This window comes from Microbulbifer agarilyticus, assembly GCF_001999945.1.
Taxonomy (GTDB): domain Bacteria; phylum Pseudomonadota; class Gammaproteobacteria; order Pseudomonadales; family Cellvibrionaceae; genus Microbulbifer; species Microbulbifer agarilyticus_A.
The window spans coordinates 1,673,695-1,696,415 of record NZ_CP019650.1; the positions used below are offsets into that span (position 1 = coordinate 1,673,695).

Sequence of the window (22,721 nt, forward strand, 5' to 3'; positions counted from 1 at the left end):
AAGGAAAGTGGTGGGTGGTACAGGGGTCGAACCTGTGACCTACGCCTTGTAAGGGCGCCGCTCTACCAACTGAGCTAACCACCCCGCGTCAGGAGCTGCGTATAGTAATGATATTTTTTGGGGCGTCAACGCTTTTTGAAAAATTTTTTCAATTCAATGAGTTATGCCCTTTTAGTGGTTTGGCGGCTGCCGATATGACTATGTTGCGGGGCCTGTTGCCATGGGTGTCTGACGGCGAAGGCGCTGCTATAATCGGGCGAATTTCCGCCGGAGAAAATCAGTGCAGAAAAAACGAATCGACGCGTCTCTTACCAAAAAGATCGCCGCTACATTGACTCTACTAGTCACAATGGTCGCGTTCTTGCCTTCCAGCTATGCCGCCGTCGAGGTGGAGAGGCTGTCGAATGCTGAGTTGCAGGTGCGCTATGAGGTTTTGATTGAGGAGCTGCGCTGTCCCAAGTGTCAGAACCAGAACCTAGCCGGCTCGGATTCCATGGTCGCGACCGATTTGCGCCGCGAGGTTCGTCGCCTGCTTGAGGAAGGTTACACCGACGAAGAGATTAATCAGTACATGGTGGCCCGTTACGGCGACTTCGTCCTGTATCGACCACCGATGCAACGCAACACCATGGTGCTGTGGGTCGCGCCGGGTGTATTTGCCGCACTGGGGCTTTTGTCGCTCATCCTGATTGTCGTTCGATCCCGCAATGGCCGCGGAAGCCGGCAAGAGGAGGAGGGCGCGGAACTGAGTGCGGAAGAATCTCAGCGGCTCGCGCAGCTGCTGAATGGTGAGCAACAGGGTGGTGGTAAGCGTAATGATTGATTTGTGGATGATGCTGGCGCTGTTACTGCTGCCTCTGGCATTGCTTATTGCCTGGCCTGTGGTTGCTAAGGTCAGGGAGCGCAAAACGCGCCGCGCAGAATTAAATGCGGACGGCCCTGAGGGTACCTCTCAGGCAGCTCTGTACCGCGAGCACCTGGCAGAAATTGAGCAGTCGTGTGCAGATGGTGCAATCGACGAGGCGCAGTATGTATCGCTAAAGACAGAGCTGGCGCGCAAGTTGCTGGCGGAAGAGCAGGGTGGCAGCTATCAGTTGGCGCAGCGCCGAGATGGTGGCCGCGGGCTGTTGTTTGCTCTGGCCTTCGCGGTGCCCCTGGTGGCGCTCGGCCTGTATTTCTATTGGGGGGCGCACGATGATGTCGCGCTGTACCGGGATATTGTGGCCAGTCAGTCCGGTGCGTCGGATATGGTGGTCGAGGCGCGTATCACTCAACAGCTGCGTAAGCGTGTTGAAAGCCATCCGGACGACCTGAATAGCCGCTACATGTTGGCTCAGCGTCTGCTGGTCAGCAATGATATCCAGGGCGCTTTGGCTCAATACCGTTACATCGTTGCCAAGGAGCCAGAAGCGGTCAATATTCGCGCGGAACTGGCTCAGGCGCTGTTTTTTGCTAATGGCTCGAAAATCACGGCCGAAGTAATCCGTGAAGTGGATCTGGTGTTGGCCACACAGCCAAGTAACACCACGGCGCTGGGGTTGGCGGGTATCGCGGCCTTTGAGCGAGAGGATTATGCGGCGGCGAAGTCTCACTGGCAGCGCGCGCTCAATCAATTGACGCCGGGTTCTAACGCAGCTCAGGCACTGGCTGCTGGGGTGCAGCGCGCGGAAGCGGCACTGGCCAAGGTTGGTGGTGAGGCGGTAGCGGAGTCCACCTCGGTAGCATCCCAGTCTGCGGACGAGGGTGCTTCCAAGGCGCAGACAGCGGATGAAAACAGTATTGCGGTCACCGTGTCACTGGGTGATGCGGTCAAATACAGCCCCTCCACACCGGTATTTGTCTACGCGCGTACCGCGGAGAGCCCAATGCCGCTGGCGATCGTGCGGCTCACTGCGGCGGACCTGCCGGCACGTGTGGTACTGGATGAATCGCGAGCAATGATGCCCGGTCGCAGCCTCAAGACGGTCGATCAGGTTCAGGTGGTTGCCCGCCTAGCGGTCGGCGGCAATGCCCGTCCGGCGCCTGGTGACTGGCAGGGCGAGGTCAAGACCCTGGCCAAGGAAGACTGGTCGAAGCCCTTGTCCATTGTGATTGACCAGCAGATCTGATTCATTATTGATCGATTTCACACCCTCGGTTGCACCTTTCGGTGCGACCGGTCCTTCCGCATTTTCGGCCGAAAATAGCGCTGAAACCCGGCTCATAGCCATGTACAATCGTCTGTTTGCAAAGACAAACTGGCGATTCGTGCGGACTGCTCAGTCAGGCCTCTGCAAACTCCCTGTTTGAACCTGCTGTTTGAACCTTTTGAAAGTACAACGAAGAGCGTCCGGCAGAGCAAAGTTGCTGCACGGTTGCCGAGTATTACCGAGTTAAAAGACCATGCGTTTGAAGTGCATTAAGTTGGCCGGATTCAAGTCGTTCGTCGACCCGACCACCGTCTACTTCCCTTCCAACCTGAGCGCCGTGGTCGGCCCAAATGGTTGTGGCAAGTCCAATACCATTGATGCGGTGCGCTGGGTAATGGGTGAGTCGTCTGCGAAGAACCTTCGCGGTGACTCCATGACTGACGTAATCTTTAACGGCTCCAGTGGCCGTAAGCCTGTAGGCCAGGCTTCCATCGAACTGGTATTTGATAACTCCGCCGGCAAGCTCACCGGGGAATATGCCGCGTTTAGCGAAATTTCCGTTAAGCGTAAGGTTACCCGCGATGGCCAGAACAACTACTACCTGAACGGGGAGAAATGTCGTCGTCGCGACGTGACGGACCTGTTCCTGGGCACCGGCCTGGGCCCGCGCAGCTATGCGATTATCGAGCAGGGCATGATCTCCAAATTGATCGAGGCCAAGCCGGAAGAGCTGCGGGTATTTATTGAGGAAGCGGCGGGTATCTCCAAGTACAAGGAGCGCCGCCGTGATACCGAAAATCGCATGCGCCGCACCAAAGAAAACCTCGAGCGCCTGACCGATATTCGCGATGAACTGGATCGTCAGCTGGCGCGTCTGGAGCGCCAGTCTGCAGCGGCCGAAAAATACAGCCGCTTCAAAGAAGAAGAGCGCACCCACAAAGCTCATTTGCAGGGCCTGAAATACAAAGACCTGGACGATCAGGCAAAAGGCAAGCAGCAGCAGATCGGCGAACTTGAGCTGACCGTGGAAGAGCTGGTCACCCGCCAGGTGGGCTTCGATACCGGTATCGAAGAACAGCGCGTGGCCTACCACGAGTTCTCCGATGCGTTTAACGAAGTGCAGGGGCGTTTCTATTCGATCGGCGCCGACATCGCGCGCCTCGAGCAAAGTATTTCCCACGCCCGCGAGCGCAATGCATCGCTACAGTCTGACTTTGCCCGTACCGAGCAGGAACACAGCGAGTCTGTGGCACTCCTCGCCGCGGATCAGGAAAAAGCTGAAGAGTTCGATGTCGAACTGGAAGTGATTACTCCGGACCTGGAAATGGTGCAGGCCGCAGAGGAAGAATCTGCGCAAACCCTGCTGACCGCCGAAGACGAAATGCGCGAATGGCAGAACGCCTGGGACCAATTTAACCAGGGCGCGTCCGGCTCCCGCCAGCGCGCGGAAGTTCAGCAGTCTCGTATTCAGCACCTGGAAACCTCGGCGCAGCGCCTGCAGGACCGTATTACCAAGCTGCAGTTAGAGCGCGAGAGCCTGTCGGTCTCCGAAGACGAGATCGAGCTCGAAGAGCAGAACGAAGAGCTGGCCGAACTGGAAATGCAGCTGGAAGAGCTGCGAGAGTCCACCGCCCAGCAGGTAGAAGAGCTGTCTGACCTGCGCCGCAAGGAAACTGAACTGGCCGCAGATCTGGATAAAGAGCGTTTGCAGTTGCAAACCAGCCGCGGTCGCCAGGCTTCCCTCGAAGCGCTGCAACAGGCCGCTATGGGGCAGGGTAAAAATGTCGCCAGCTGGCTGGAGCAGAACAACTTGCAAGGCCGCCCACGACTGGCGGAGCAAATCAGCGCAAGTGCCGGCTGGGAAACCGCAGTAGAAACCGTACTCGGCGCCCAGCTGCAGGCAGTATGCGTAGACCAGATTGAATCCCTGCAACAAACCCTGTCCAGCTTTGATGGCGGTCAGGCGGTATTTGTTGACGGCCGCAGCGCACCTGCTGCGGTGAGTGGTGCACTGCCGAAACTGGCGGACGTGATTGACGGCCCCGCTTCCCTGGCCGGCCTCATTGATGGCATCTACACCGCAGAAGACCTGAACAGTGCGCTATCGCAGCGCGACCAGCTGAAGGCGAGTGAATCCATTGTCACCCGCGATGGCCTGTGGGTTGGCCCAAACTGGCTGAAAGTCAGCCGGGGTGGTGATGCGGAATCCGGTGTGCTGGCGCGCAAGCAGGAACTGGAAAACCTGGAAGCGGAACTGGAAGCCTGTGAAGCCCGCATTGAAGAGCTTTCCGCGCAGCGCGAGCAGCAGCTGTCGAGCACCTCGCAGCTGGAATCCTCGATTGAACAGGGTCGCAACAATACCGAGCAGCTAAACCGCCGTGTTGGCGATCTGCGCAGCCAGTTGTCTGCCCAGCGCGCACGTCAGGAGCAGATGGACGAGCGTCGCCGTCGCATCGAAGCGGAAATCTCTGAAGTAAAAGAACAGAAAGAGCTGGAAGCCGAGTCCATTTCTGAAGCCCGTATGGTGCTGCAGGAAGCGGTAGAGGCCATGAGTGACGATACCGATCGTCGTGAAACCTTGTTGGCCAAGCGTGAAGAATTGCGCGAGGCATTGGATGCAGCGCGTCAGCGCGCCCGCGAAGATAAAGACCGCGCCCACGAATTGGCGATGCGTGAGCAGTCCGTACGCACCCAGAAAGTGTCTCTGGAGCGTACCCTGCAAGTACTGCGTGAGCAGGTTGAGCGCTTGCAGGAGCGTCGCGAGCAGCTGCTGCGTCAGATGGAAGATGCTCAGGATCCATCTCAGGACTTCCAGGCAGAGCTCGAAGACAAGCTCGGCCAGCGCATTGAGGTGGAAACCGAACTCGGTGAAGCGCGCAAGAAAATGGAAGAGGTGGAATCCACTCTGCGCAATCACGAGCAGGAGCGTCACAAGGTGGAATCGGCGTTGCAGGGCGTGCGTGCGCAGCTCGAGCAGCAGCGTCTGGCCGCTCAAACCCTGGAAACTCAGCGGAATGGTTTGGTCGAGCAGCTTGAGGAAGCCGGGCATGAACTCGACGCGCTGCTGGAAGAACTGCCCGAAGAGCTGACCATGGACGCGGTGCAGCAGGATATCGAGCTGGTGGCAGCGCGCATCTCGCGCCTGGGCCCGATTAACCTGGCGGCTATTGATGAGTACAAACAGGAATCTGAGCGCAAATTCTACCTGGACAGTCAGTTCAACGATTTGAACGACGCGCTGGAAACTCTGGAAAACGCCATTCGTCGTATCGACAAGGAAACTCGAACCCGCTTTAAGGAGACCTTCGATCAGGTGAACGGTGGCCTGCAGGAGCTGTTCCCGAAGGTGTTTGGCGGTGGCCACGCGTACCTCGAACTGACCGGCGACGACTTGCTCGACACCGGTATCGCCATCATGGCGCGCCCACCGGGCAAGCGAAACAGCACCATTCACCTGCTGTCCGGTGGTGAAAAGGCGCTGACGGCAATCGCGCTGGTATTTTCCATCTTCCGTCTGAACCCGGCACCGTTCTGTATGCTGGATGAGGTAGATGCGCCGCTGGATGACGCCAACGTGGGGCGTTACGCGCGGATGGTAAAAGAAATGTCCGAACACGTGCAGTTCATCTACATTACCCATAACAAGATTGCCATGGAGATGGCCAACCAGCTGTTGGGTGTAACCATGCACGAGCCGGGTGTATCCCGTCTGGTATCTGTGGATGTGGAAGAGGCAGCGGAGCTGGCGTCTGCGTGATGAAGGAAACATGTTGTTTGAGTCGGAAGATCCCGATGGACTACAACGTTTGGAATCTGAATTGCCAGATTCAGTGTCGGTCGATTCAGGGACAAGAAAGTCCTCGCACAGCGGCACAGGGAGAGGGGCAAGAAAATGGATAATTGGCTGATTAATCTACTCGCGCTGATCATTCTCTGCGTGGTGCTTGATGGTGCTCGTCGCGCTTTTCTGAAGCATAGAGACTCGGTGAAAGTGTCGCGCAACCTGTCGCGCTCTATGCGCCAGGAAATGGCGAACGACGATGTTTTGTCGCCGCCACGCAAAGTAAAAGAAGAGTCTGATTGGCAGCCGCCTGTTCAGGAAGCACCTGCAGTGCCCGATGAATCGGAGCTTGAATACATTGACCCGGAAGAGGCGGAAAAGCGCCGTCAGATCGCTGCCGAACTCCCCGGTAGTGTGCGCGTGGTGCAGCGACGCAAGCCGGAGGATGCCAGTCAGGTAAATCGGCAGGTGCAAAAGAACTTCCACTCTTCGCGCAAACCGCTCGCCGGTAGCAATCCGGATCGAGGCGAAGATACCGAAATGGTGGCTTCGGAGCCGACGTCGGGCTCTGTTTCTGCGGCCGTACCTGTATCGGAACCTGTATCGGACGTACCGCAACAGGCATCGCTAAACCTGGAAGAGCAGGTGCCAACCCTGATGGACTCGATAGAGCCGGTTGTCGCGCCGCGCACCGAGCAGAGCATACCGTTTGACGAAACTGCAGATGCAGAGGGTGAGCCAGCGTCTCCCCAATCGCACTTTGCTCCTTCAATGGAAGCAGCGGTTACTGCACCAGACCCGCTTGCAGCCCTGTCTGCTGATGGTGAGGAACCACAACTTCCCGATCGCCGCGAACCTTCGCTGGACGAGTCAGTGAGCCTGGAGTCTTTGCAGGCGGTGCCGGAAGCGGCTGAAGCCGAAAAAGAGGAGAGCCCGGCGAAGAAATCCTGGGCTGCGCCCGATCTCAAACTGCCGGAGTTGAAGTTCCCGGACCTCAAGAAACCTGCTTCAGCCAGCCGCGACTCTTCGCAGCCCACCTCCAGTGAGTCTGGTCGCCGCCGGGCGGAGAGCGACCGCTCGAAGCGCCCGGGCAAGCGCAGCGAAAGCGCACGCACCGAACGCGCGGTAGAGGAAGTGTTGATCTTAAATATCATGGCGCCTTCCGGGGATTGCTTTGAAGGCAATGACCTGCTGCGCGTGCTGCTTTCCAGCGGCCTGCGCTTTGGCGATATGAATATTTTCCACTACCACTGCGGCGAGGCGGGAGAGGGGCCAGCCCTGTTCAGCCTTGCCAATATCGTGGTGCCCGGCACCTTCGATATGTCGGATATGGAAGAATTCACCACACCGGGCGTCAGCCTGTTCCTGGCATTGCCAGCGGAAGTGGAAGCGCTCAAGGCATTCGATACGCTGCTGACCACTGCGCGAACTATCGCCGAGCAGTTGGGCGGCGAACTCAAAGATGAGAATCGCAGCGTGTTTACCGCACAGACTGCGGAGCACTACCGACAACGCGTGATGGAATTTCAGCGTCGCAAGGCACTGGCGCGCGCGCAGGCCTGACGGCCACTCCAAACGGCGACGGCGGGAGTGTGAAAAGTTCTTTCTCCCGCCTGTTGCGCGCGCTTCTCTCTTCATTTCAATTTGTAACCGGCAAGAATTTCCCGTTTTTTGCGGATAAAAAATGACTAAAACGATTCCCCCGGAAGCCCAGCAGCGCGCTCAGCAGCTGCACGATATCCTTAATCGAGCAAACTACGAATACTACGTGCTGGACGCACCGGATTTGCCGGATGCGGAGTATGACCGCTGTCTGCGCGAGCTACAGCAGCTGGAAGATTCCTACCCGCAACTGGTCTCCAGTGATTCGCCAACTCAGCGTGTCGGCGCGGAACCACTGGCGGCGTTTACCCAGATTCGTCATGAAATGCCCATGCTCTCGCTAGACAACGCGTTTAGTGATGAAGATATGGAAGATTTTGATCGCCGTATTCGCGAGCGCCTGAACAGCGCGGAACCCGTAGAGTACGCCTGTGAGCCCAAGCTCGACGGTATTGCAGTCAGTTTGCTTTACCGCAAGGGATTACTGGAGCGCGCGGCTACGCGGGGTGACGGTACTGTCGGTGAAGATATTACCCAGAATGTGCGCACCATCCTCTCGATCCCGCTGAAATTGCTTGCCGATGATGTACCGGAAGTACTTGAAGTGCGCGGCGAAATTTATATGCCCAAGGCTGGCTTTGATGCGCTTAATGAAAAGGCAAGGGCTGCGGGTGAAAAGCTTTTTGTGAACCCGCGTAACGCTGCCGCCGGTAGCCTGCGTCAGTTGGATTCCCGTATTACCGCGCAACGCCCCCTGGAGATGTGCGCCTACAGCGTGGGGCTGGTGGAGGGGGGTGAATTACCCGAGCGCCACTCGGACATTCTCGCGCAGCTCAATCTCTGGGGCTTTCGGATTAACGCGGAAATGGCCGTGGCTGAAAATATTCAGCAGTGTATTGATTACCACCGCAAGCTTGGCGAAAAGCGCGCTGAGCTGCCGTACGATATCGACGGTATCGTGTTCAAGGTAAACAGTATTCCCCTGCAAAAACGCCTGGGTTTTGTTGCGCGCGCGCCGCGCTGGGCCACCGCGTACAAATTTCCCGCACAAGAAGAAATGACCCAGCTGTTGGACGTGGAGTTCCAGGTAGGGCGTACCGGCGCGGTTACCCCGGTGGCGCGCTTACAGCCGGTATTTGTTGGTGGTGTTACGGTTTCCAACGCCACACTGCACAATCGCGATGAAATCGAACGTCTTGGCGTGAAAATAGGCGATACGGTAATTATCCGTCGCGCGGGTGACGTGATCCCACAGGTGGTTTCTGTGGTTGAGAGTCGTCGTCCTGAGGACGCCCGCGATATCGAATTTCCCACCCACTGTCCTGTGTGTGATTCCCCGGTGGAGGCAACGCCGGGCGAGGCCGTTGCCCGTTGCAGCGGTGGCCTGATCTGTAGTGCGCAGCGCAAGCAGGCAATCAAGCATTTTGCCTCGCGCAAGGCGATGGATATCGATGGTCTGGGGGACAAGCTGGTGGAACAGCTTGTCGATGAAGGGCTTTTGCACTCCGTTTCCGGGCTCTATCACCTGTCTCTGGAGCCGTTGATGGGACTGGAGCGCATGGGGGAGAAGTCCGCACAGAATTTGCTGGATGCGCTGGAACGCAGTAAAGACACCACACTGCCCAAGTTCCTGTATGCCCTCGGCGTACGCGAAGTGGGTGAGGCCACCGCGCGGAATTTGGCCCGTCACTTTGGTGATCTGGATCACCTGATGCAGGCGGATAGCGAAGCCCTGCAGCAGGTGGAAGATGTGGGGCCGGTGGTTGCGCACTATGTGGCCGAGTTTTTTGAGCAGGCACACAATCTCGAAGAGGTCGCTGCATTGCAGCAGGCGGGCGTGCACTGGGAAGCAGAAGTCCAGGAAACCGGCAGTCAACCGCTTGCGGGGCAAACCTGGGTGCTCACGGGCAAACTCGAGACCCTGTCGCGCAGTGAAGCTAAAGACTATCTGCAGCGTTTGGGGGCCAAGGTGGCCGGCAGTGTTTCTGCGAACACGCACATGGTGGTTGCGGGGCCCGGAGCTGGTTCAAAATTGAACAAAGCACAAGAATTGAACTTGCCAGTGCTCGATGAAGAAGGGCTAATGGCGAAGCTGCGGGAGTGGGGCGTCGAAATTTAATCGATCTGCTGGAAATGCGATCGGGTCGAAAATTTCACGGCATCTGACGGTAGAATTCTCCCGATTGCCCCGTTACAGTTGGCGCTGTATTTGTTGAATTGACCTGCCAGACGGACCATCGTCTGGCGGGGAAAGCGTAGGGGTTAGCGCAGCGTGATTCAGGGCGATCAAGAATCTATCGTTTACGGCTGTATCAAAGACAGCAACAGTCTCACTGGAGGCAGCGACCGTCGTCGCGTCAACCGCGAAGCTGTACTCGCGTTGCCCAGCGCCGACGAATGGCCCTTCCTGTGCCGCGATATGTTTTCGGTGCCCACCATCAAGGTCAAACAATCCCAGTACCAGACCGATGTGATCCATTTCGGTGCGTCTTATCGGGCAGTTGAGTACGAGTGGAATCACTGGATTCAAAAATTCGAAGAATTGCTGCGCAGCATGTACTGGGTGTCAGCTACCGTACATCTAGAGACCGAATTATCCGGTACCCATTCTTTCACCTGGGAAGCAGCAGGTCTGTATCACGAACCAGGCAGTGGCGAGATGCAGGTGCGTTGCGAGTGGACTCAGGAGGGTAAGGTCAGCGTCTAGTGCGCTCGTCTTCCATTCTTTTTCATCCGCTGACTTTCCTCGCTTTCAAACTTCTCTTCTAAATCCGTCGTCTCTGCCAAATTCCCTTTGATGACGCTAAGCTGTACAGGTTTCCCGGTCCGCACGCGGAACCGGGCTGTAACCTATGGGAAATTCAGGAGGTAGCCTCCGGTGCACAACAACAGTAGGCAGGCAATTCCGTCGGCCGCGGATTCTGAATTTCGGATCGAAGAAGACAGTCTCGGCGAGATCAAAGTGCCGCGGCAGGCTTTATATGGGGCGCAGACGCAACGCGCCGTAGAAAACTTTCCGGTCAGTGACTACGTGATGTCTGCCTCATTCGTTCGCGCGGTGGTTGCGATCAAACGCGCTGCGGCGCAAACCAATGCGCATTTGGGGCTGCTTGAAAGCGCGATTGCGGATGCAATTATCCAGGCCTGTGACAACCTCACTGAAGAAGACTACGCACAACAGTTTCCTGTCGATGTATTTCAGACGGGTTCCGGCACCAGCACAAATATGAATGTGAACGAGGTGCTCGCACACCTTGCTTCCGCGACGAGCGGCCTTGCCATTAGTGCCAATGATCACGTGAATATGTGTCAGAGTAGTAATGACGTGATTCCAACCGCCATTCATCTCTCAGCGTTACTCGCGATTCAGAATGAACTGCTGCCGGCGCTGGTGCACCTAAGTGATGCACTGGATCAAAAAGCAGAAGAGGTGGGCGATGTGGTGAAAACGGCGCGCACCCATTTAATGGACGCCGTACCAATAACATTTTCTCAGGAGATTTCCGCGTGGAGTGCGCAGATAAAGCTGTGCCGTGCGCGTCTCGAATGCACCTTGCCGCGCCTGGAGTTTCTGGCCCAGGGGGGGACGGCAGTGGGAACGGGCCTGAATGCGCACGATGAATTTGCGCAAGAGTTCGCGTTCAGGTTAGGCGCCGACTGCGGTATTGCACCGCGGCCTGCGGAAAATCCATTTGCGGCGATTGCCAGTCAGGATACCGCGGTCGAAGTGTCGGGCCAGGTAAAAACTCTGGCGGTTGCCCTGATGAAAATTTCCAATGACTTACGCTGGATGAATAGCGGGCCGCTAGCGGGGTTTGGCGAAATTGCCCTGCCAACCTTGCAGCCTGGCAGCAGTATTATGCCGGGCAAAGTAAACCCGGTTATTGCCGAGTCTACCGCGATGGTTGCGGCGAAAATTATCGGTAATGACACCACGGTGACGGTCGCCGGCCAAAGTGGCAACTTTCAGCTGAATGTCATGTTGCCGGTCATTGCGTTTTGCTTGCTGGAGAGTATTCAGCTTGCGGGTAACGCCTCGCGCTTACTCGCCGATAAGGCGATATCTGGTTTTTCCGTGAATCGAACGCGCATGCAGGAAGCGCTGGCGCGCAATCCGATTCTTGTCACTGCGCTTAACCCCGTCATCGGGTACGCCAAGGCTGCAGAAATTGCGAAGCAGGCGTATCAAGCGAACCGCCCGATACTGGACGTGGCGGAGGAGATGACGGAGCTCTCGCGCGCGGAGCTGGAAAAGCTGCTGGACCCGTCCCGTCTGAGTGATGGTGGGATCGTAAGCGGGGATTAGATCGATAGCCTGGGTAGGGAAGGGAAGAGACTATAAGGTGCCAAAGCGAGATCTAACCGGAAACCATGCGGAGGCGAAACATGCGGTGTATCTCAGGCAAAAATCAGCACACCGAGCAGAATGGAACCTGCGATCAGCATCATCCACTCGACCCAGATACCCAGCCGGCGCAGTGCCGCTCGGTCCTCAGCGCGGAATAAAAGTCGTTTGTGCATAGCCTTCGACGAGCCTTTCGAGTGGGCGAATTATCTGCCCAGTGCCCAATGTTTGACTTCAAACTTACACGTGGCCCGCGTTGACACGGGTAGACCAATGTTGCAGGATTCGGCGCCGTTGAGAGATCTGGGCTGGCGCACTATGTGTACCAGAGGAAGCATTTGGCGCAATGGCCCACTGGAGCGTTGCTCAGTGCAATACCGGTGGAGCAGGGCTTGGGACACTCGTGTCTCTCGCGTAACTCCCGCCCGTCTCTCTCGATAGTGTGCACACCCTATCGCTATAGTATAAAGGTCGGCGCTGTCGATTGTGTCGTGCAGGACGCCTGTAGCCGCTAGGTTAGTGTGGAGTCCTTCGTTGACCAATCATTCATATCCGGATGAAAGTAGTTAGTTATGGCTAGAAAACGCCGCCGTTCGTTTGTTACCAGCGTGCTTGCCTGTCTCGCCTTTATTGCGGCGGCGGTTTGGAGCTGGGATCTACCGGTAGAAGACCTGCTCAGCTACCTGGTACTTATGTTGATTTTTCTCGCCGTGATTATTGCGGTAGCGCTAGGCTTCGGTGCGCTGCTTAACTGGCTGCGAAATCGTAATTCCAACGATCGTCACAAAGATGATCGCTGATCGCGGGTAGGGCATGGGTAGCGATTCACAATCACCAGTTGCCGGCGCGAGTCATTCACAGGGCGATGACATTCGCATTCCGATTGCCTATGTTCAGCGCCTGCTGGAAGAGGCTTCGAACCGCGGGTGCGATCGTGCAGAGCTGCTGGCTGCGGTCGGGATTTCCGAGCACGATCTGGAAGATACCGCGGCTTTTTCTGCGGTAACTTACGGCCGTTTGTATCAGCGGGTGATGTGGCTGGCGCAGGACGAATGGTTTGGCATGCTCAGTGGCGGCCGGGTGCGTTCGGGCTCTTTTCGCTTACTGTGTTTGACCGTGGTGAATTGCGCGACGGTGCGGCAAGCCATTACTCTCAGCGCAGAGTTTATGGAGATCTGCCGCGGATTTCGGGTAAAACCGGTACTCTCACAGGAAGGGGACCGGGACAAAGTGGTGATCCAGGGGATCAGCTCTCTAAAGCCCGGTGAATTCGACTCGCTTATCGCCGATACGTCCCCAAGCGTTATCCGTACAACGCTGGCTGTGTGGCACAGGTTTTATTGCTGGCTAGTTGGGCGCGAAATTCCACTGGCTAAATTGCATTTCTCTTTTCCCTGTCCCGAAGAATTTCAGACGCTTGCCCAGAGCGAGGCGGGCGAGCTGCTGTTTGATCAGCTGGGTAATGCGCTGGAATATGAAAGTCGTTATCTGGATTATCCGGTGGTGCAAAGTCCACAGACGGTGGAGGATTTTATCCGCACCGCGCCCTATCACCTGGTGATCAGTGACGGCAACGCAAACAGTATCAAGACCAAGGTAAAGACCATTCTGAATCGCGACGTGAGCGAATCCATGCCTCCGGCGGAAGCGGTGGCCGAGCGGCTGAACATGTCGGTCACTACCTTGCGCAGGAAATTGCAGCAGGAAAACACCTCCTATCAGAAATTGAAGGACGAGTGTCGGATGGAGGCGGCTTTCCACTATCTGAGCTGTCCGGATCTCTCCAATACGCAGATTGCAGAGATGCTCGGGTTCGATGAGGCCAGTGCATTTTTCCGCGCGTTCAAAAAGTGGACCGGTGTCACCCCCGGGGAGTATCGCAAGAGCCCACGGAGCTCGGCCGTCGACGGCTAAGCGCCACAGCCCACGACTTCCCGATAACTGTCTTTTTCCTCATTGTTTCTGGCCTTTGTGGCCCACTGGTCAGTGCGCTGGTTTGCGGCCTGAACATCATTTCTCTTCACCCTCTGCAGCGGGTTTGACTCACCCGTCAGTCTGTTTGCGTCAATTTTGTCGCCGTAATTTGTTAGTGCTTTGGACACTTTTCGCCATAGTGGCTATTGGTTATTTGCTACTAATATGAATAAAACCAATAGTTGAGTCACGGCTTAGTGCCGAGCTTCCCGACGCGTCATTCGCTTGTTACAACTTGCTATATGGGCGCAATAATTCGAGTGTAAAAATCGTTAACGAGGGTATTCAGGATGAGCGAGATCAAAATTCCGCTGCGTGACATGCGTTTCTCTATGCGTGAACTGCTGAACTGGGATCAGCACTATGCGGCACTGGGCTATGAAGATGCGAGCCCGGACGTAGTGGATGCGATCCTGGAAGAAGGTGCCAAGTTCTGTGAGAACGTTCTGGCGCCAATCAACCAGAGCGGTGACCAACAGGGCTGTACCTGGAAAGACGGCGAAGTCACCACCCCCGACGGCTTTAAAGAGGCTTATCAGCAGTTCGTTGAAGCGGGCTGGCCGTCCATGCCGCACGACGTCGAAGTTGGTGGCCAGGGCCTGCCGCACTCCCTTGGCACCATCCTGAGCGAAATGGTTGGCACCGCCAACTGGTCCTGGGGTATGTACCCGGGCCTGTCTCACGGCGCCATGAACACGCTGGATGCGCATGGTACCGACGAGCAGAAAGAGACCTACCTGACCAAGCTGGTAGAGGGTACCTGGACCGGCACCATGTGTCTGACCGAGCCGCACTGTGGTACCGACTTGGGTATTCTGCGCTCCAAAGCCGAGCCGAATGACGATGGCTCCTACGCCATCAGCGGCACCAAAATCTTTATCTCTGCCGGTGAGCACGATATGGCCGAGAACATCGTGCATATCGTCCTGGCGCGCCTGCCAGACGCACCTGCGGGCACCAAGGGTATTTCCCTGTTCATCGTTCCCAAGTTCCTGCCAAACGCAGACGGCTCCGTTGGTGAGCGCAACGGCGTGACCTGTGGTTCCCTGGAACACAAGATGGGTATCCACGGGAATGCGACTGCGGTACTGAACTTCGACGGCGCGAAAGGCTTCCTGATTGGCCCGCCGAACAAAGGTCTGAACTGCATGTTCACCTTTATGAACACTGCGCGTCTGGGTACTGCCCTGCAGGGCGTTGCCCACGCTGAAGCCGGCTTCCAGAAGTCTCTGGCTTACGCCAAAGACCGCCTGCAGATGCGCTCCCTGAGTGGCCCGAAAAACCCGGAAGGTGCAGCTGACCCGATCATCGTGCACCCGGACGTGCGCCGCATGCTGCTGACTCAGAAAGCCTTCGCCGAAGGTGGTCGTATGCTGGTACTGCTGTGTGCCAAACAGGTGGACCGTAGCAATGCCGCTGAGACCGAAGAAGAGCGCAAAGCGGCCGACGATCTGCTGGCGTTCCTGACGCCGATTGCCAAGGCTTTCCTGACCGAGACTGGTTACGAGTCTGCCAACCTGGGCCTGCAGTGTTTCGGTGGCCACGGCTACATCGCCGAGTGGGGCATGGAGCAGAACGTGCGAGACAGCCGTATCTCCACCATCTACGAAGGTACCACCGGTATTCAGGCACTGGACCTGCTGGGCCGTAAGGTTCTGATGACCCAGGGCGAGTTGCTGCGCAACTTCACCAAGGTCGTGCACAAGTTCTGCCAGGCAGAGCTGGACAACGAAGCGCTGGCGCCTTACGTCACCAAGCTCCAGGAACTCAACAAAGAGTGGGGCGAGTTGACCATGAACGTTGGCGTTAAAGCCATGGAGAATCCGGACGAAGTCGGTGCTGCCTCCGTGGATTACCTGATGTACTCCGGTTACGCGGTTCAGGCCTACCTGTGGGCTCTGGCGGCGAAAGTTGCCAATGAGAAACTGGCCGAAGGTACCAGCGAAGAGGACTTCTACCGTTCCAAGCTGGCAACTGCGCGTTTCTACTTCGACCGCATCTTGCCGCGCACCGCGACCCATGCCGCCGCTATGCAGAGTGGCGCCGACAACCTCATGAGCCTGGATGCGGAACACTTCGTATTCTGAGCCACATGACTCACGAACACCGCCGCTGGTAACAGCGGCGGTGTTTTTGGATCTGGGTCTCGCCAACGGCGGTGGGGCGCAGGTCTCCGAGAAACCGGAGTAACGATGCTATTACCGGCGCACATTCTTGAGCGTTTGCGGCAGCTTACTTGTCTGCCACAAATCACTCGAGTACAGTTTCGATTGCCGGACGGCAGCGATTTTTATCTGCAGGTACAACGGAAGTCCGCGAGCGAAAGCCTTGCCGAAGGTGACCGTGCAGCCATTGAGGCGAAGCAGGTTGAAGGTTTGGCGGCTTCCTCTGATCTGGACCTGGAAATGTCCTACGATACGCTGCAAGACATTATTGGCGGCAGGTTGAGTGCGCGGCACGCATTTTTGCTTGGCGATATTCGCTACACTGGGAATCGAGAATTGGCCGCAGCCCTCGCGGACCTGTTTGCGGTACATTGAGTTTCTTTTAATAAGAAATGCGCTGAGACTGATTGGTCAAGGCGTGTTGGCGCGAAAATAATTTTATGGCGGATCACCTCTGAATGAGCGATGAAATTCAGGCGGTTGTTTTGCCTCACACAGTTACATTCACCAGATAACTAACAAAACTTACAATAATTATTTGCCCGGTTAGACCAGAACCGCGGAATTCGTCTATAAACGGACATGGAATATCCTTGAGGTACCATCGTTCCGTGAACTCGCCGATAATCCGTTAGTCCTGTTGCTTCCGATCTCGCACAGAGGTCCGGGTCGCGTCCAGCGGGCGAAATCACAAAAACAACAGAATTGGGAGATACAAGTTGGACATTGAACGCAGCATTCTTGAAGTGTTTACCGATGCTACGGCCAAATTTGCAGACCGGCCCGCATTTACCTGCCTAGGGCAGACGTTGACCGTAGGTGATATCGATCGGCTCAGCGCCCAATTTACCTCCTACCTTCAGAATCATACCAACCTGAAACCGGGCGATCGCATTGCGGTTCAGCTGCCGAATGTACTGCAGTACCCGGTAGCGGTTTTTGGTGCATTGCGCGCCGGCCTGGTGGTCGTTAACACCAACCCGCTGTACACCCAGCGTGAAATTAAGCATCAGCTGAATGACTCCGGTGCCAAGGCGCTGGTGGTTCTGGCAAACATTGCCGATACCGCCGCTGCAGTGGTTGCGGAAACCTCTGTTGAGCAGGTGATCGTGTCGGAAATTGCGGACCTGCACCCACCGCTGAAGCGCGTGCTGATCAATACCGTTGCCAAGCACGTGAAGAAGATGGTTCCGAACTTCCATTTCGCGAATCAGGTGAACTTCCGCGACGCCATGGCCAAAGGTGCCAAGGCTCCGCATCAAGATGTGGCGCGTACCGCGGATGACCTGGCTGTACTGCAGTACACCGGTGGTACCACTGGTGTTGCCAAGGGCGCGATGCTGACCAACCGCAACCTGGTTGCCAACATGGAGCAGGTGCGCGAAGCACTGGGCGAATCCATGAAAGAGGGCGAAGAGTACTATGTTGCGCCTCTGCCTCTGTACCACATTTACGCCTTCACTATTCACTGCATGTGTCTGTTTACCACTGGTAACCACTCCCTGCTGATTCCTAACCCGCGGGATATCCCGGGCTTTGTGAAGACCCTGAAGGGAATTCGTTTTACCGGCTTCTGCGGCCTGAACACTTTGTTCAACGGCCTGATGCGCGACCCGGGTTTTGCCGATCTGGATTTCAGTAAGCTGCACACTACCTGTTCCGGTGGTATGGCGCTGACGCGTGCAACTGCTGAGAAGTGGGAGCAGGTGACTGGTTGTGTGGTAACCGAAGGCTACGGCATGACGGAAACTTCTCCGGTTGTTTGCTTCAACCCGGCGGAAGCGGTGCAGCTTGGTACCGTTGGTGTTGCGGTTCCGGCTACCGAAGTGAAGGTCATTGATGAGAATGGCAACGACTTGCCGAACAACACACCGGGCGAACTGTGTGTACGTGGCCCTCAGGTAATGAAAGGTTACTGGGAGCGCCCGGAAGCCACTGCGGAGACCATCGACTCCGAGGGATGGCTGAAGACTGGTGATATGGCGGTGATTCAGGACGACGGTTACATCAAGATCGTGGACCGTAAGAAAGACATGATCATTGTGTCTGGCTTCAACGTGTACCCGAATGAGATTGAAGACATCGTCAGCGCACACCCGAAAGTGACCGAGGCTGCTGCCGTAGGTATCCCGGATGAGCGCAGTGGCGAAGCGGTGAAGCTGTTTGTGGTGAAGGCGGATGCCTCTCTGACTGCGGACGAAGTCATCGCTTACTGTCGCGAAAACATGACCGCCTACAAGGTGCCCAGAAACATCGAGTTCCGCGAAGACCTGCCGAAAACCAATGTCGGCAAGATTCTGCGTCGTGAACTGCGTGATGAGGAGCTGAAAAAGACCGAGGCGGTAACCGCTTAAGTTTTTTCAGATCGATCCATGGCTGCTGTCACAGACAGTAGCCATAAAAAAAGCCCGCGAATTTCGCGGGCTTTTTTGTTTTCGGAATGGTTATCCGACTTGTTTATTTGCGGGTCTCGCTACTGGCATCGCGGGCCGCGCGAAACTCGTTCCCTTCATACCAGTTTGGCCAGTCGCGGCTGTTGGCGAGTTCGAGGCCGAGGTCCAGGCCGAGCGCCAGGTCCAGCGCCGCACCTTCAAGGTTCCACTCCGCATCGTACTCATCACCCGGTTTGTGGTAGGCATTTGCCAGGTAATCTTTACCTTTCTGTTGTGCCCACTCGCGGCCATGTTCGAAGCTGTCGGTACCGGAGGTAAAATACAGCATCGGTACGCCTTTCTTCGCCAGGCTGAAGTGATCTGAGCGGTAGAAGTAACCGCGCTCAGGGTGCTCTTCCGGTGCCAGATAGCGCGCTTGCTTCGCCGCGGCTTTCTCCAGCATCTTCTCCAGCTCGCTGCTCCCGTAGCCCATCACAACGACGTCGCGCATCGGACCGAGTACACCCATGGCATCGAAGTTAATACCGGCAACGGTTTTTTCCAGAGGAACAACCGGATTCGCTGCGTAGAATTTGGAACCCAGCAGGCCAGACTCTTCTGCAGTCACCGCGACAAATACCATGGAGCGTTCTGGTGCTTGCGGTTGCTTGGTTACCTGGTGGGCCATTGCCAGCAGGCCGGCGGTACCGGTGGCATTGTCTACCGCGCCATTAAAGATGTGGTCGTGGCCCTCTGTGTTTTCATTTACACCGAGATGATCCCAGTGGGCGGTGTAAATAATCGCTTCATCCGGGTATTTGCTGCCCTCGACTTTGGCAACGACGTTGCGCGAGTCGGAAGTACGCAATTCCTTCTTCAGGTCTACGCTGGCAGTTAAATTCATCGGCTTGGCCTGGAAGCCGCGCTGTTTGGCCGCTGCCATCTCTGCGTCAAAATCGAGGCCTGCGGCGGTAAACAGTGCCTTGGCTGCGTCATCGGTAATCCACGACTCTACTGCAACCCGGTCCGCGTTTTTGTCATCTGCAGCCAGGCTGATCTGAGCGCCGGACCAGCTGCCGCTGACGACTTCCCATGGGTAACCAGCAGCGCCCGTCTCGTGGATCACGATAGCGCCGTCTGCACCCTGGCGAGCCGCTTCTTCAAACTTGTAGCTCCAGCGACCGTAATAGGTCATGGCATTACCGTTGAACAGGTTTTTGTCCTGGGTTGCGTAGCCCGGGTCGTTAACCAGGATCACTGCGGTTTTGCCTTTCATATCCAGGCCGGCGTAATCATTCCAGTCGTTTTCCGGGGCGACAATTCCGTAGCCGACAAATACCAGTGGGCTGTCTTTCAGTTGGCTCTCTGGGGTCTGGCGTTGGGTAAAGGTCACCATATCGGTGAGTGGGGCGAGTGATTTCTCAAAGCCTTCGCCCTTGATCGTCAGCGGTGTACTTTCGATGTTCATTTCCACCACCGGCACCTTCTGGAACCAGCTGGGGTTGCCGTCGCTGTCGATCGCGCCAGGTTTGAGGCCCAGTTTTTCGAACTCAGTTGCCAGGTAGTTGATGGTCAGCTCTTCGCCTTTGCTCGCCGGGGCGCGGCCTTCAAATTCGTCGGAGGCAAGGACCGCTACATGGGTGTGCAGGTCTTTTGCCAACTCAGAGATTTCGGTTTGTTCTTGCGCACTGAGTGTCGGGGCGCTAGCGGCTTCGGGTGCCAGCTTTTCGCTGGCTTCGGTTGGCGCTACGGATTCAGCGGTAGTGTTCTGCGCGGTTTGTGGTGCACTCTCGGTGGCGCTCGTCGCCTCCTGCTTGCTGCAGGCGCCCAGTGCAATCAAGCTGGACAGGGCGAGGGGCAGAGCGAGTCGCTGCAATGGTAACGGGTTCTGCATCGTGATTCCTTTTCAGGTCTTCTTTGTTATCGGTGTCGTTATCGGTGTTGTTATGGATCTTATTAAGGGTGTTTTTATTTGGCGCCTTTCATAAATGCGAGCGTTTCGCGAATCGGCGTAAAAATGTCGCGCGCGAGCTGTCGGCTGCGGGCAGGGGACCAACCCTCTACCGGGTCGGGCAGGTCGTCATTGTCCTTAAACGGCATCTCCAGGGTCAGCGCCAGGGTGCGGAACTGGTGGCCGCACCAGTTGGTGCCGACGGTCATGTTGGCTTCACCGGGTTTATCCAGCGGGTAGCCCTGTGCGGTTTGGAAGTCCGGGCTAGCCTTAACAAAGGACTCTTTGAAGAGTGACTCCAGTGCCGCGTGTTTTTCGTCGTAGCTGGGAATCCCTTCACAGCCTGCGACAAAATTGAATGGCAGTGCTTCGTCGCCATGAATGTCGAGGAAAATGTCGCCACCGATAGCGAGCATCCGCTCGCGCACCAGGAACACCTCAGGGCTCTTCTCCATGCTGGGCGATTGCCATTCACGGTTGAGGTTGGCTCCAGCCGCATTTGTGCGCAGGTGGCCGCGTACGCTGCCGTCCGGGTTCATATTCGGCACAACGTAAAACACCGTGTCCTGCAGCAGCTGCAGGGCGGCGGGGTTGGCCTCATCCAGCAGGGTTTCCAGGAAGCCCTCTACAAACCATTCGGCCATGGTTTCGCCGGGGTGCTGACGGGCAATCATCCATACCTTGTTACTTGCTTTTTCCGCATCACCAATGGTCAGCAAGGTCATGTCGCGGCCATCGAGGGTGAGACCGAGGGTTTCTACCTGTACACGATCGTCGGCCTGCACCCACGCTAACAAGTCGAGGTGGCGCTCCCAGGAGTAGGGTGCGAAATAGGCCAGGTAGATCGCGGGTTGATCCAGCTCCACGGTAAAGTCGAGAACCTTGCCATCGTACTGTGCATCGAGTCGAAACCAGTGATGGCGGTCGTAAGAGGCGCAGACGCGGTAGTTTTCCCATCCTTCCGGGTATGCGGCTTTGCCGGCGTTATTGATGCGCAGCGCGTATTTTTTGCCAATATCCCCTTCAAGACGAAAGTGGAACCATTGGTAGAAGTCGGACTCGTTGTCGATACGGATAGCGAGCTCTATGGGATCGCTATTTTTATCGATGACTTTGATGTTGCCGCTGTCAAAAGCGCTGCTGATATGCATGGATAAGCTCCATAGTGATTTTGTTCTGGCCTGCCCCCAAGTGCAGGCGTGTGCAGTTGGGGTAGGGCTGTGGGTCCAGTGAACTGAAGGATACAGCTTTGGAACCGAGGATCAGGATAGTTCAATACAACTTGGGAAAAACCTCTGCCGAGGCTTGGTTATCGAGCATAAAATATCGAAATGGCGCGGTAAACCTGATGGGGCTGATGGGAATGTACCTGGGTATGACTTGCAGGAGCGCAAAAATTAAAAAGGCGCGACGCTCTTGCGAACGCCGCGCCTCTGCCATTCCCTGGCGGCACCTGCTGAGACTACTGCTCCCTGAAATTTCTGGCGTCGGACCAATGACGACTTCTCACTGCCTCGGTCAATGCTCGGCGCGAACCACAAGCGCGCCATCAGAAATGTTGTACTGCTCCCTGACATCCCTCAGCAGGTGCTGTTTAAAGTTTAGGCAGCTATCGATGCTCGGCGCTGCCTAAGTGATCAACTTGGCGCGGATTCAGTTATCTCTTTGATGGTCGGACAACCTATACAGGTTGCCCAACAGTGAATCCGCGTAATTGAACGTATTAATTGAGTGCGCGATCTTTCCAGTACTTGGTGCCTTTGAGGGTGGCCTGCAACGCGATACCGCTCTCGGTCAGTTGGTACACACGCATGCCGTCCACTACCACTTCGCCACCGACCGCAGCACCTTTGTCCTGTGCCTTGGCTGCGGCGTCTGCATGTCCGCCGAAGGACCAGCCGCTCTCGACAAAGCGGCCCATGACTTCCGGCGAATCAAACACAAATAGTGCCCGGAAATCCTTTACCCCGAAGCCGAGGCCAACACCGACTTCGCCCATCTTCATGTAGGTGCGCTTGCCGCTGTTATTTACCGCGACGCCGTAGCCGGTTGAGGCGCTGGCAAGCAGCAGGTTCACATTCACGTTGCTAAACACCGCGTAGCCCGGTGCCTGTGCCAGTTCATTGCGCAATTCGGGCTGTAAGCTGTAGAGCTCATCCAAAACCTGGCGCTCGGTTTGCTGAATGTGGCGGCGCTGGTCGTCGCCGGTCTGACCGGGGGCTGCACAGGCGGTAATCAGTACAATCTGGGCCGCTACGACCAGTTGGGCCAAAGGGCGAAGAAAAGTGCGCGCAATGTGCGTCATGTGAGCTCTCCAATGTACCGGAACACTGCCGGAAAAATGTGCCGAAATAGGCGGTCAACAAATGCCGCGGCGTATGATGTTGCAAAACTTCATGCTC

16 protein-coding genes and 1 tRNA gene are annotated in these 22,721 nt (G+C 56.4%); 12 read left to right on the top strand and 5 right to left on the bottom strand.

The annotated features are described in order from the left end of the window. Nucleotides 1–8: 8 nt before the first annotated feature. Nucleotides 9–84, bottom strand: a tRNA-Val gene (locus tag Mag101_RS06635). A 196-nt stretch (nucleotides 85–280) separates the two neighbouring features. Between Mag101_RS06635 and Mag101_RS06640 the strand changes: the two genes are divergently transcribed. From Mag101_RS06640 to Mag101_RS06670, 7 genes are all read left to right on the top strand, one after another. Further along, on the top strand, nucleotides 281–823 hold the full coding sequence (locus Mag101_RS06640; protein WP_077402488.1) for a cytochrome c-type biogenesis protein: 543 nt from the start codon (nucleotides 281–283) through the stop codon (nucleotides 821–823). Next, on the top strand, nucleotides 816–2,108 hold the full coding sequence (ccmI, locus tag Mag101_RS06645; RefSeq protein WP_077402491.1) for a c-type cytochrome biogenesis protein CcmI: 1,293 nt from the start codon (nucleotides 816–818) through the stop codon (nucleotides 2,106–2,108). The genes Mag101_RS06640 and ccmI overlap by 8 nt, the downstream gene beginning before the upstream one ends. 274 nt (nucleotides 2,109–2,382) lie before the next feature. Further along, on the top strand, nucleotides 2,383–5,886 hold the full coding sequence (smc, locus tag Mag101_RS06650; RefSeq protein WP_077402494.1) for a chromosome segregation protein SMC: 3,504 nt from the start codon (nucleotides 2,383–2,385) through the stop codon (nucleotides 5,884–5,886). A gap of 135 nt (nucleotides 5,887–6,021) precedes the next feature. Beyond that, a complete protein-coding gene (gene zipA / locus Mag101_RS06655; RefSeq protein ID WP_077402497.1) occupies nucleotides 6,022–7,473 on the top strand; it encodes a cell division protein ZipA in 1,452 nt (483 codons plus the stop codon). A gap of 121 nt (nucleotides 7,474–7,594) precedes the next feature. Beyond that, the gene (gene ligA, locus Mag101_RS06660) at nucleotides 7,595–9,631 is read left to right on the top strand and encodes an NAD-dependent DNA ligase LigA (RefSeq protein ID WP_077402500.1); all 2,037 of its coding nucleotides are present in this window, start codon (nucleotides 7,595–7,597) and stop codon (nucleotides 9,629–9,631) included. Nucleotides 9,632–9,784: 153 nt separating this feature from the next. Beyond that, complete coding sequence (locus tag Mag101_RS06665) at nucleotides 9,785–10,219, top strand: hypothetical protein (RefSeq protein ID WP_077402503.1); 435 nt, start codon at nucleotides 9,785–9,787, stop codon at nucleotides 10,217–10,219. A 171-nt stretch (nucleotides 10,220–10,390) separates the two neighbouring features. Continuing rightward, nucleotides 10,391–11,818 (top strand): class II fumarate hydratase, encoded by a 1,428-nt coding sequence (locus Mag101_RS06670; RefSeq protein ID WP_077402506.1) that lies wholly within the window; start codon nucleotides 10,391–10,393, stop codon nucleotides 11,816–11,818. Between the two features lie 92 nt (nucleotides 11,819–11,910). Here the strand turns inward: Mag101_RS06670 and Mag101_RS18225 are convergent, their stop codons facing one another. Continuing rightward, nucleotides 11,911–12,033 (bottom strand): hypothetical protein, encoded by a 123-nt coding sequence (locus Mag101_RS18225; protein WP_257787925.1) that lies wholly within the window; start codon nucleotides 12,031–12,033, stop codon nucleotides 11,911–11,913. A 396-nt stretch (nucleotides 12,034–12,429) separates the two neighbouring features. Here Mag101_RS18225 and Mag101_RS06675 point away from each other — a divergent pair, with 396 nt between their 5' ends. From Mag101_RS06675 to Mag101_RS06700, 5 genes are all read left to right on the top strand, one after another. Further along, on the top strand, nucleotides 12,430–12,657 hold the full coding sequence (locus Mag101_RS06675; protein WP_077402508.1) for a hypothetical protein: 228 nt from the start codon (nucleotides 12,430–12,432) through the stop codon (nucleotides 12,655–12,657). A 13-nt stretch (nucleotides 12,658–12,670) separates the two neighbouring features. Further along, complete coding sequence (locus Mag101_RS06680) at nucleotides 12,671–13,771, top strand: AraC family transcriptional regulator (RefSeq protein ID WP_077402511.1); 1,101 nt, start codon at nucleotides 12,671–12,673, stop codon at nucleotides 13,769–13,771. A 350-nt stretch (nucleotides 13,772–14,121) separates the two neighbouring features. Further along, the gene (locus tag Mag101_RS06690) at nucleotides 14,122–15,918 is read left to right on the top strand and encodes an acyl-CoA dehydrogenase C-terminal domain-containing protein (RefSeq protein WP_077402518.1); all 1,797 of its coding nucleotides are present in this window, start codon (nucleotides 14,122–14,124) and stop codon (nucleotides 15,916–15,918) included. 105 nt (nucleotides 15,919–16,023) lie between these two features. Further along, complete coding sequence (locus Mag101_RS06695) at nucleotides 16,024–16,371, top strand: SCP2 sterol-binding domain-containing protein (protein WP_077402521.1); 348 nt, start codon at nucleotides 16,024–16,026, stop codon at nucleotides 16,369–16,371. A gap of 344 nt (nucleotides 16,372–16,715) precedes the next feature. Further along, nucleotides 16,716–18,350 carry an AMP-binding protein gene (locus tag Mag101_RS06700; protein ID WP_077402524.1) on the top strand — a complete coding sequence of 545 codons (1,635 nt, stop codon included), beginning with the start codon at nucleotides 16,716–16,718 and terminating at the stop codon, nucleotides 18,348–18,350. 103 nt (nucleotides 18,351–18,453) lie between these two features. On the opposite strand, the gene Mag101_RS06705 is transcribed toward Mag101_RS06700, so the two are convergent. The 3 genes from Mag101_RS06705 to Mag101_RS06715 form a co-directional block, all read right to left on the bottom strand. Next, nucleotides 18,454–20,262 carry a M28 family metallopeptidase gene (locus Mag101_RS06705; protein WP_077402527.1) on the bottom strand — a complete coding sequence of 603 codons (1,809 nt, stop codon included), beginning with the start codon at nucleotides 20,260–20,262 and terminating at the stop codon, nucleotides 18,454–18,456. 74 nt (nucleotides 20,263–20,336) lie between these two features. Further along, nucleotides 20,337–21,470 carry a M14 family metallopeptidase gene (locus tag Mag101_RS06710; protein ID WP_077402531.1) on the bottom strand — a complete coding sequence of 378 codons (1,134 nt, stop codon included), beginning with the start codon at nucleotides 21,468–21,470 and terminating at the stop codon, nucleotides 20,337–20,339. Nucleotides 21,471–22,042: 572 nt separating this feature from the next. After that, nucleotides 22,043–22,624 (bottom strand): hypothetical protein, encoded by a 582-nt coding sequence (locus tag Mag101_RS06715; protein ID WP_077402534.1) that lies wholly within the window; start codon nucleotides 22,622–22,624, stop codon nucleotides 22,043–22,045. Nucleotides 22,625–22,721 lie beyond the last annotated feature (97 nt).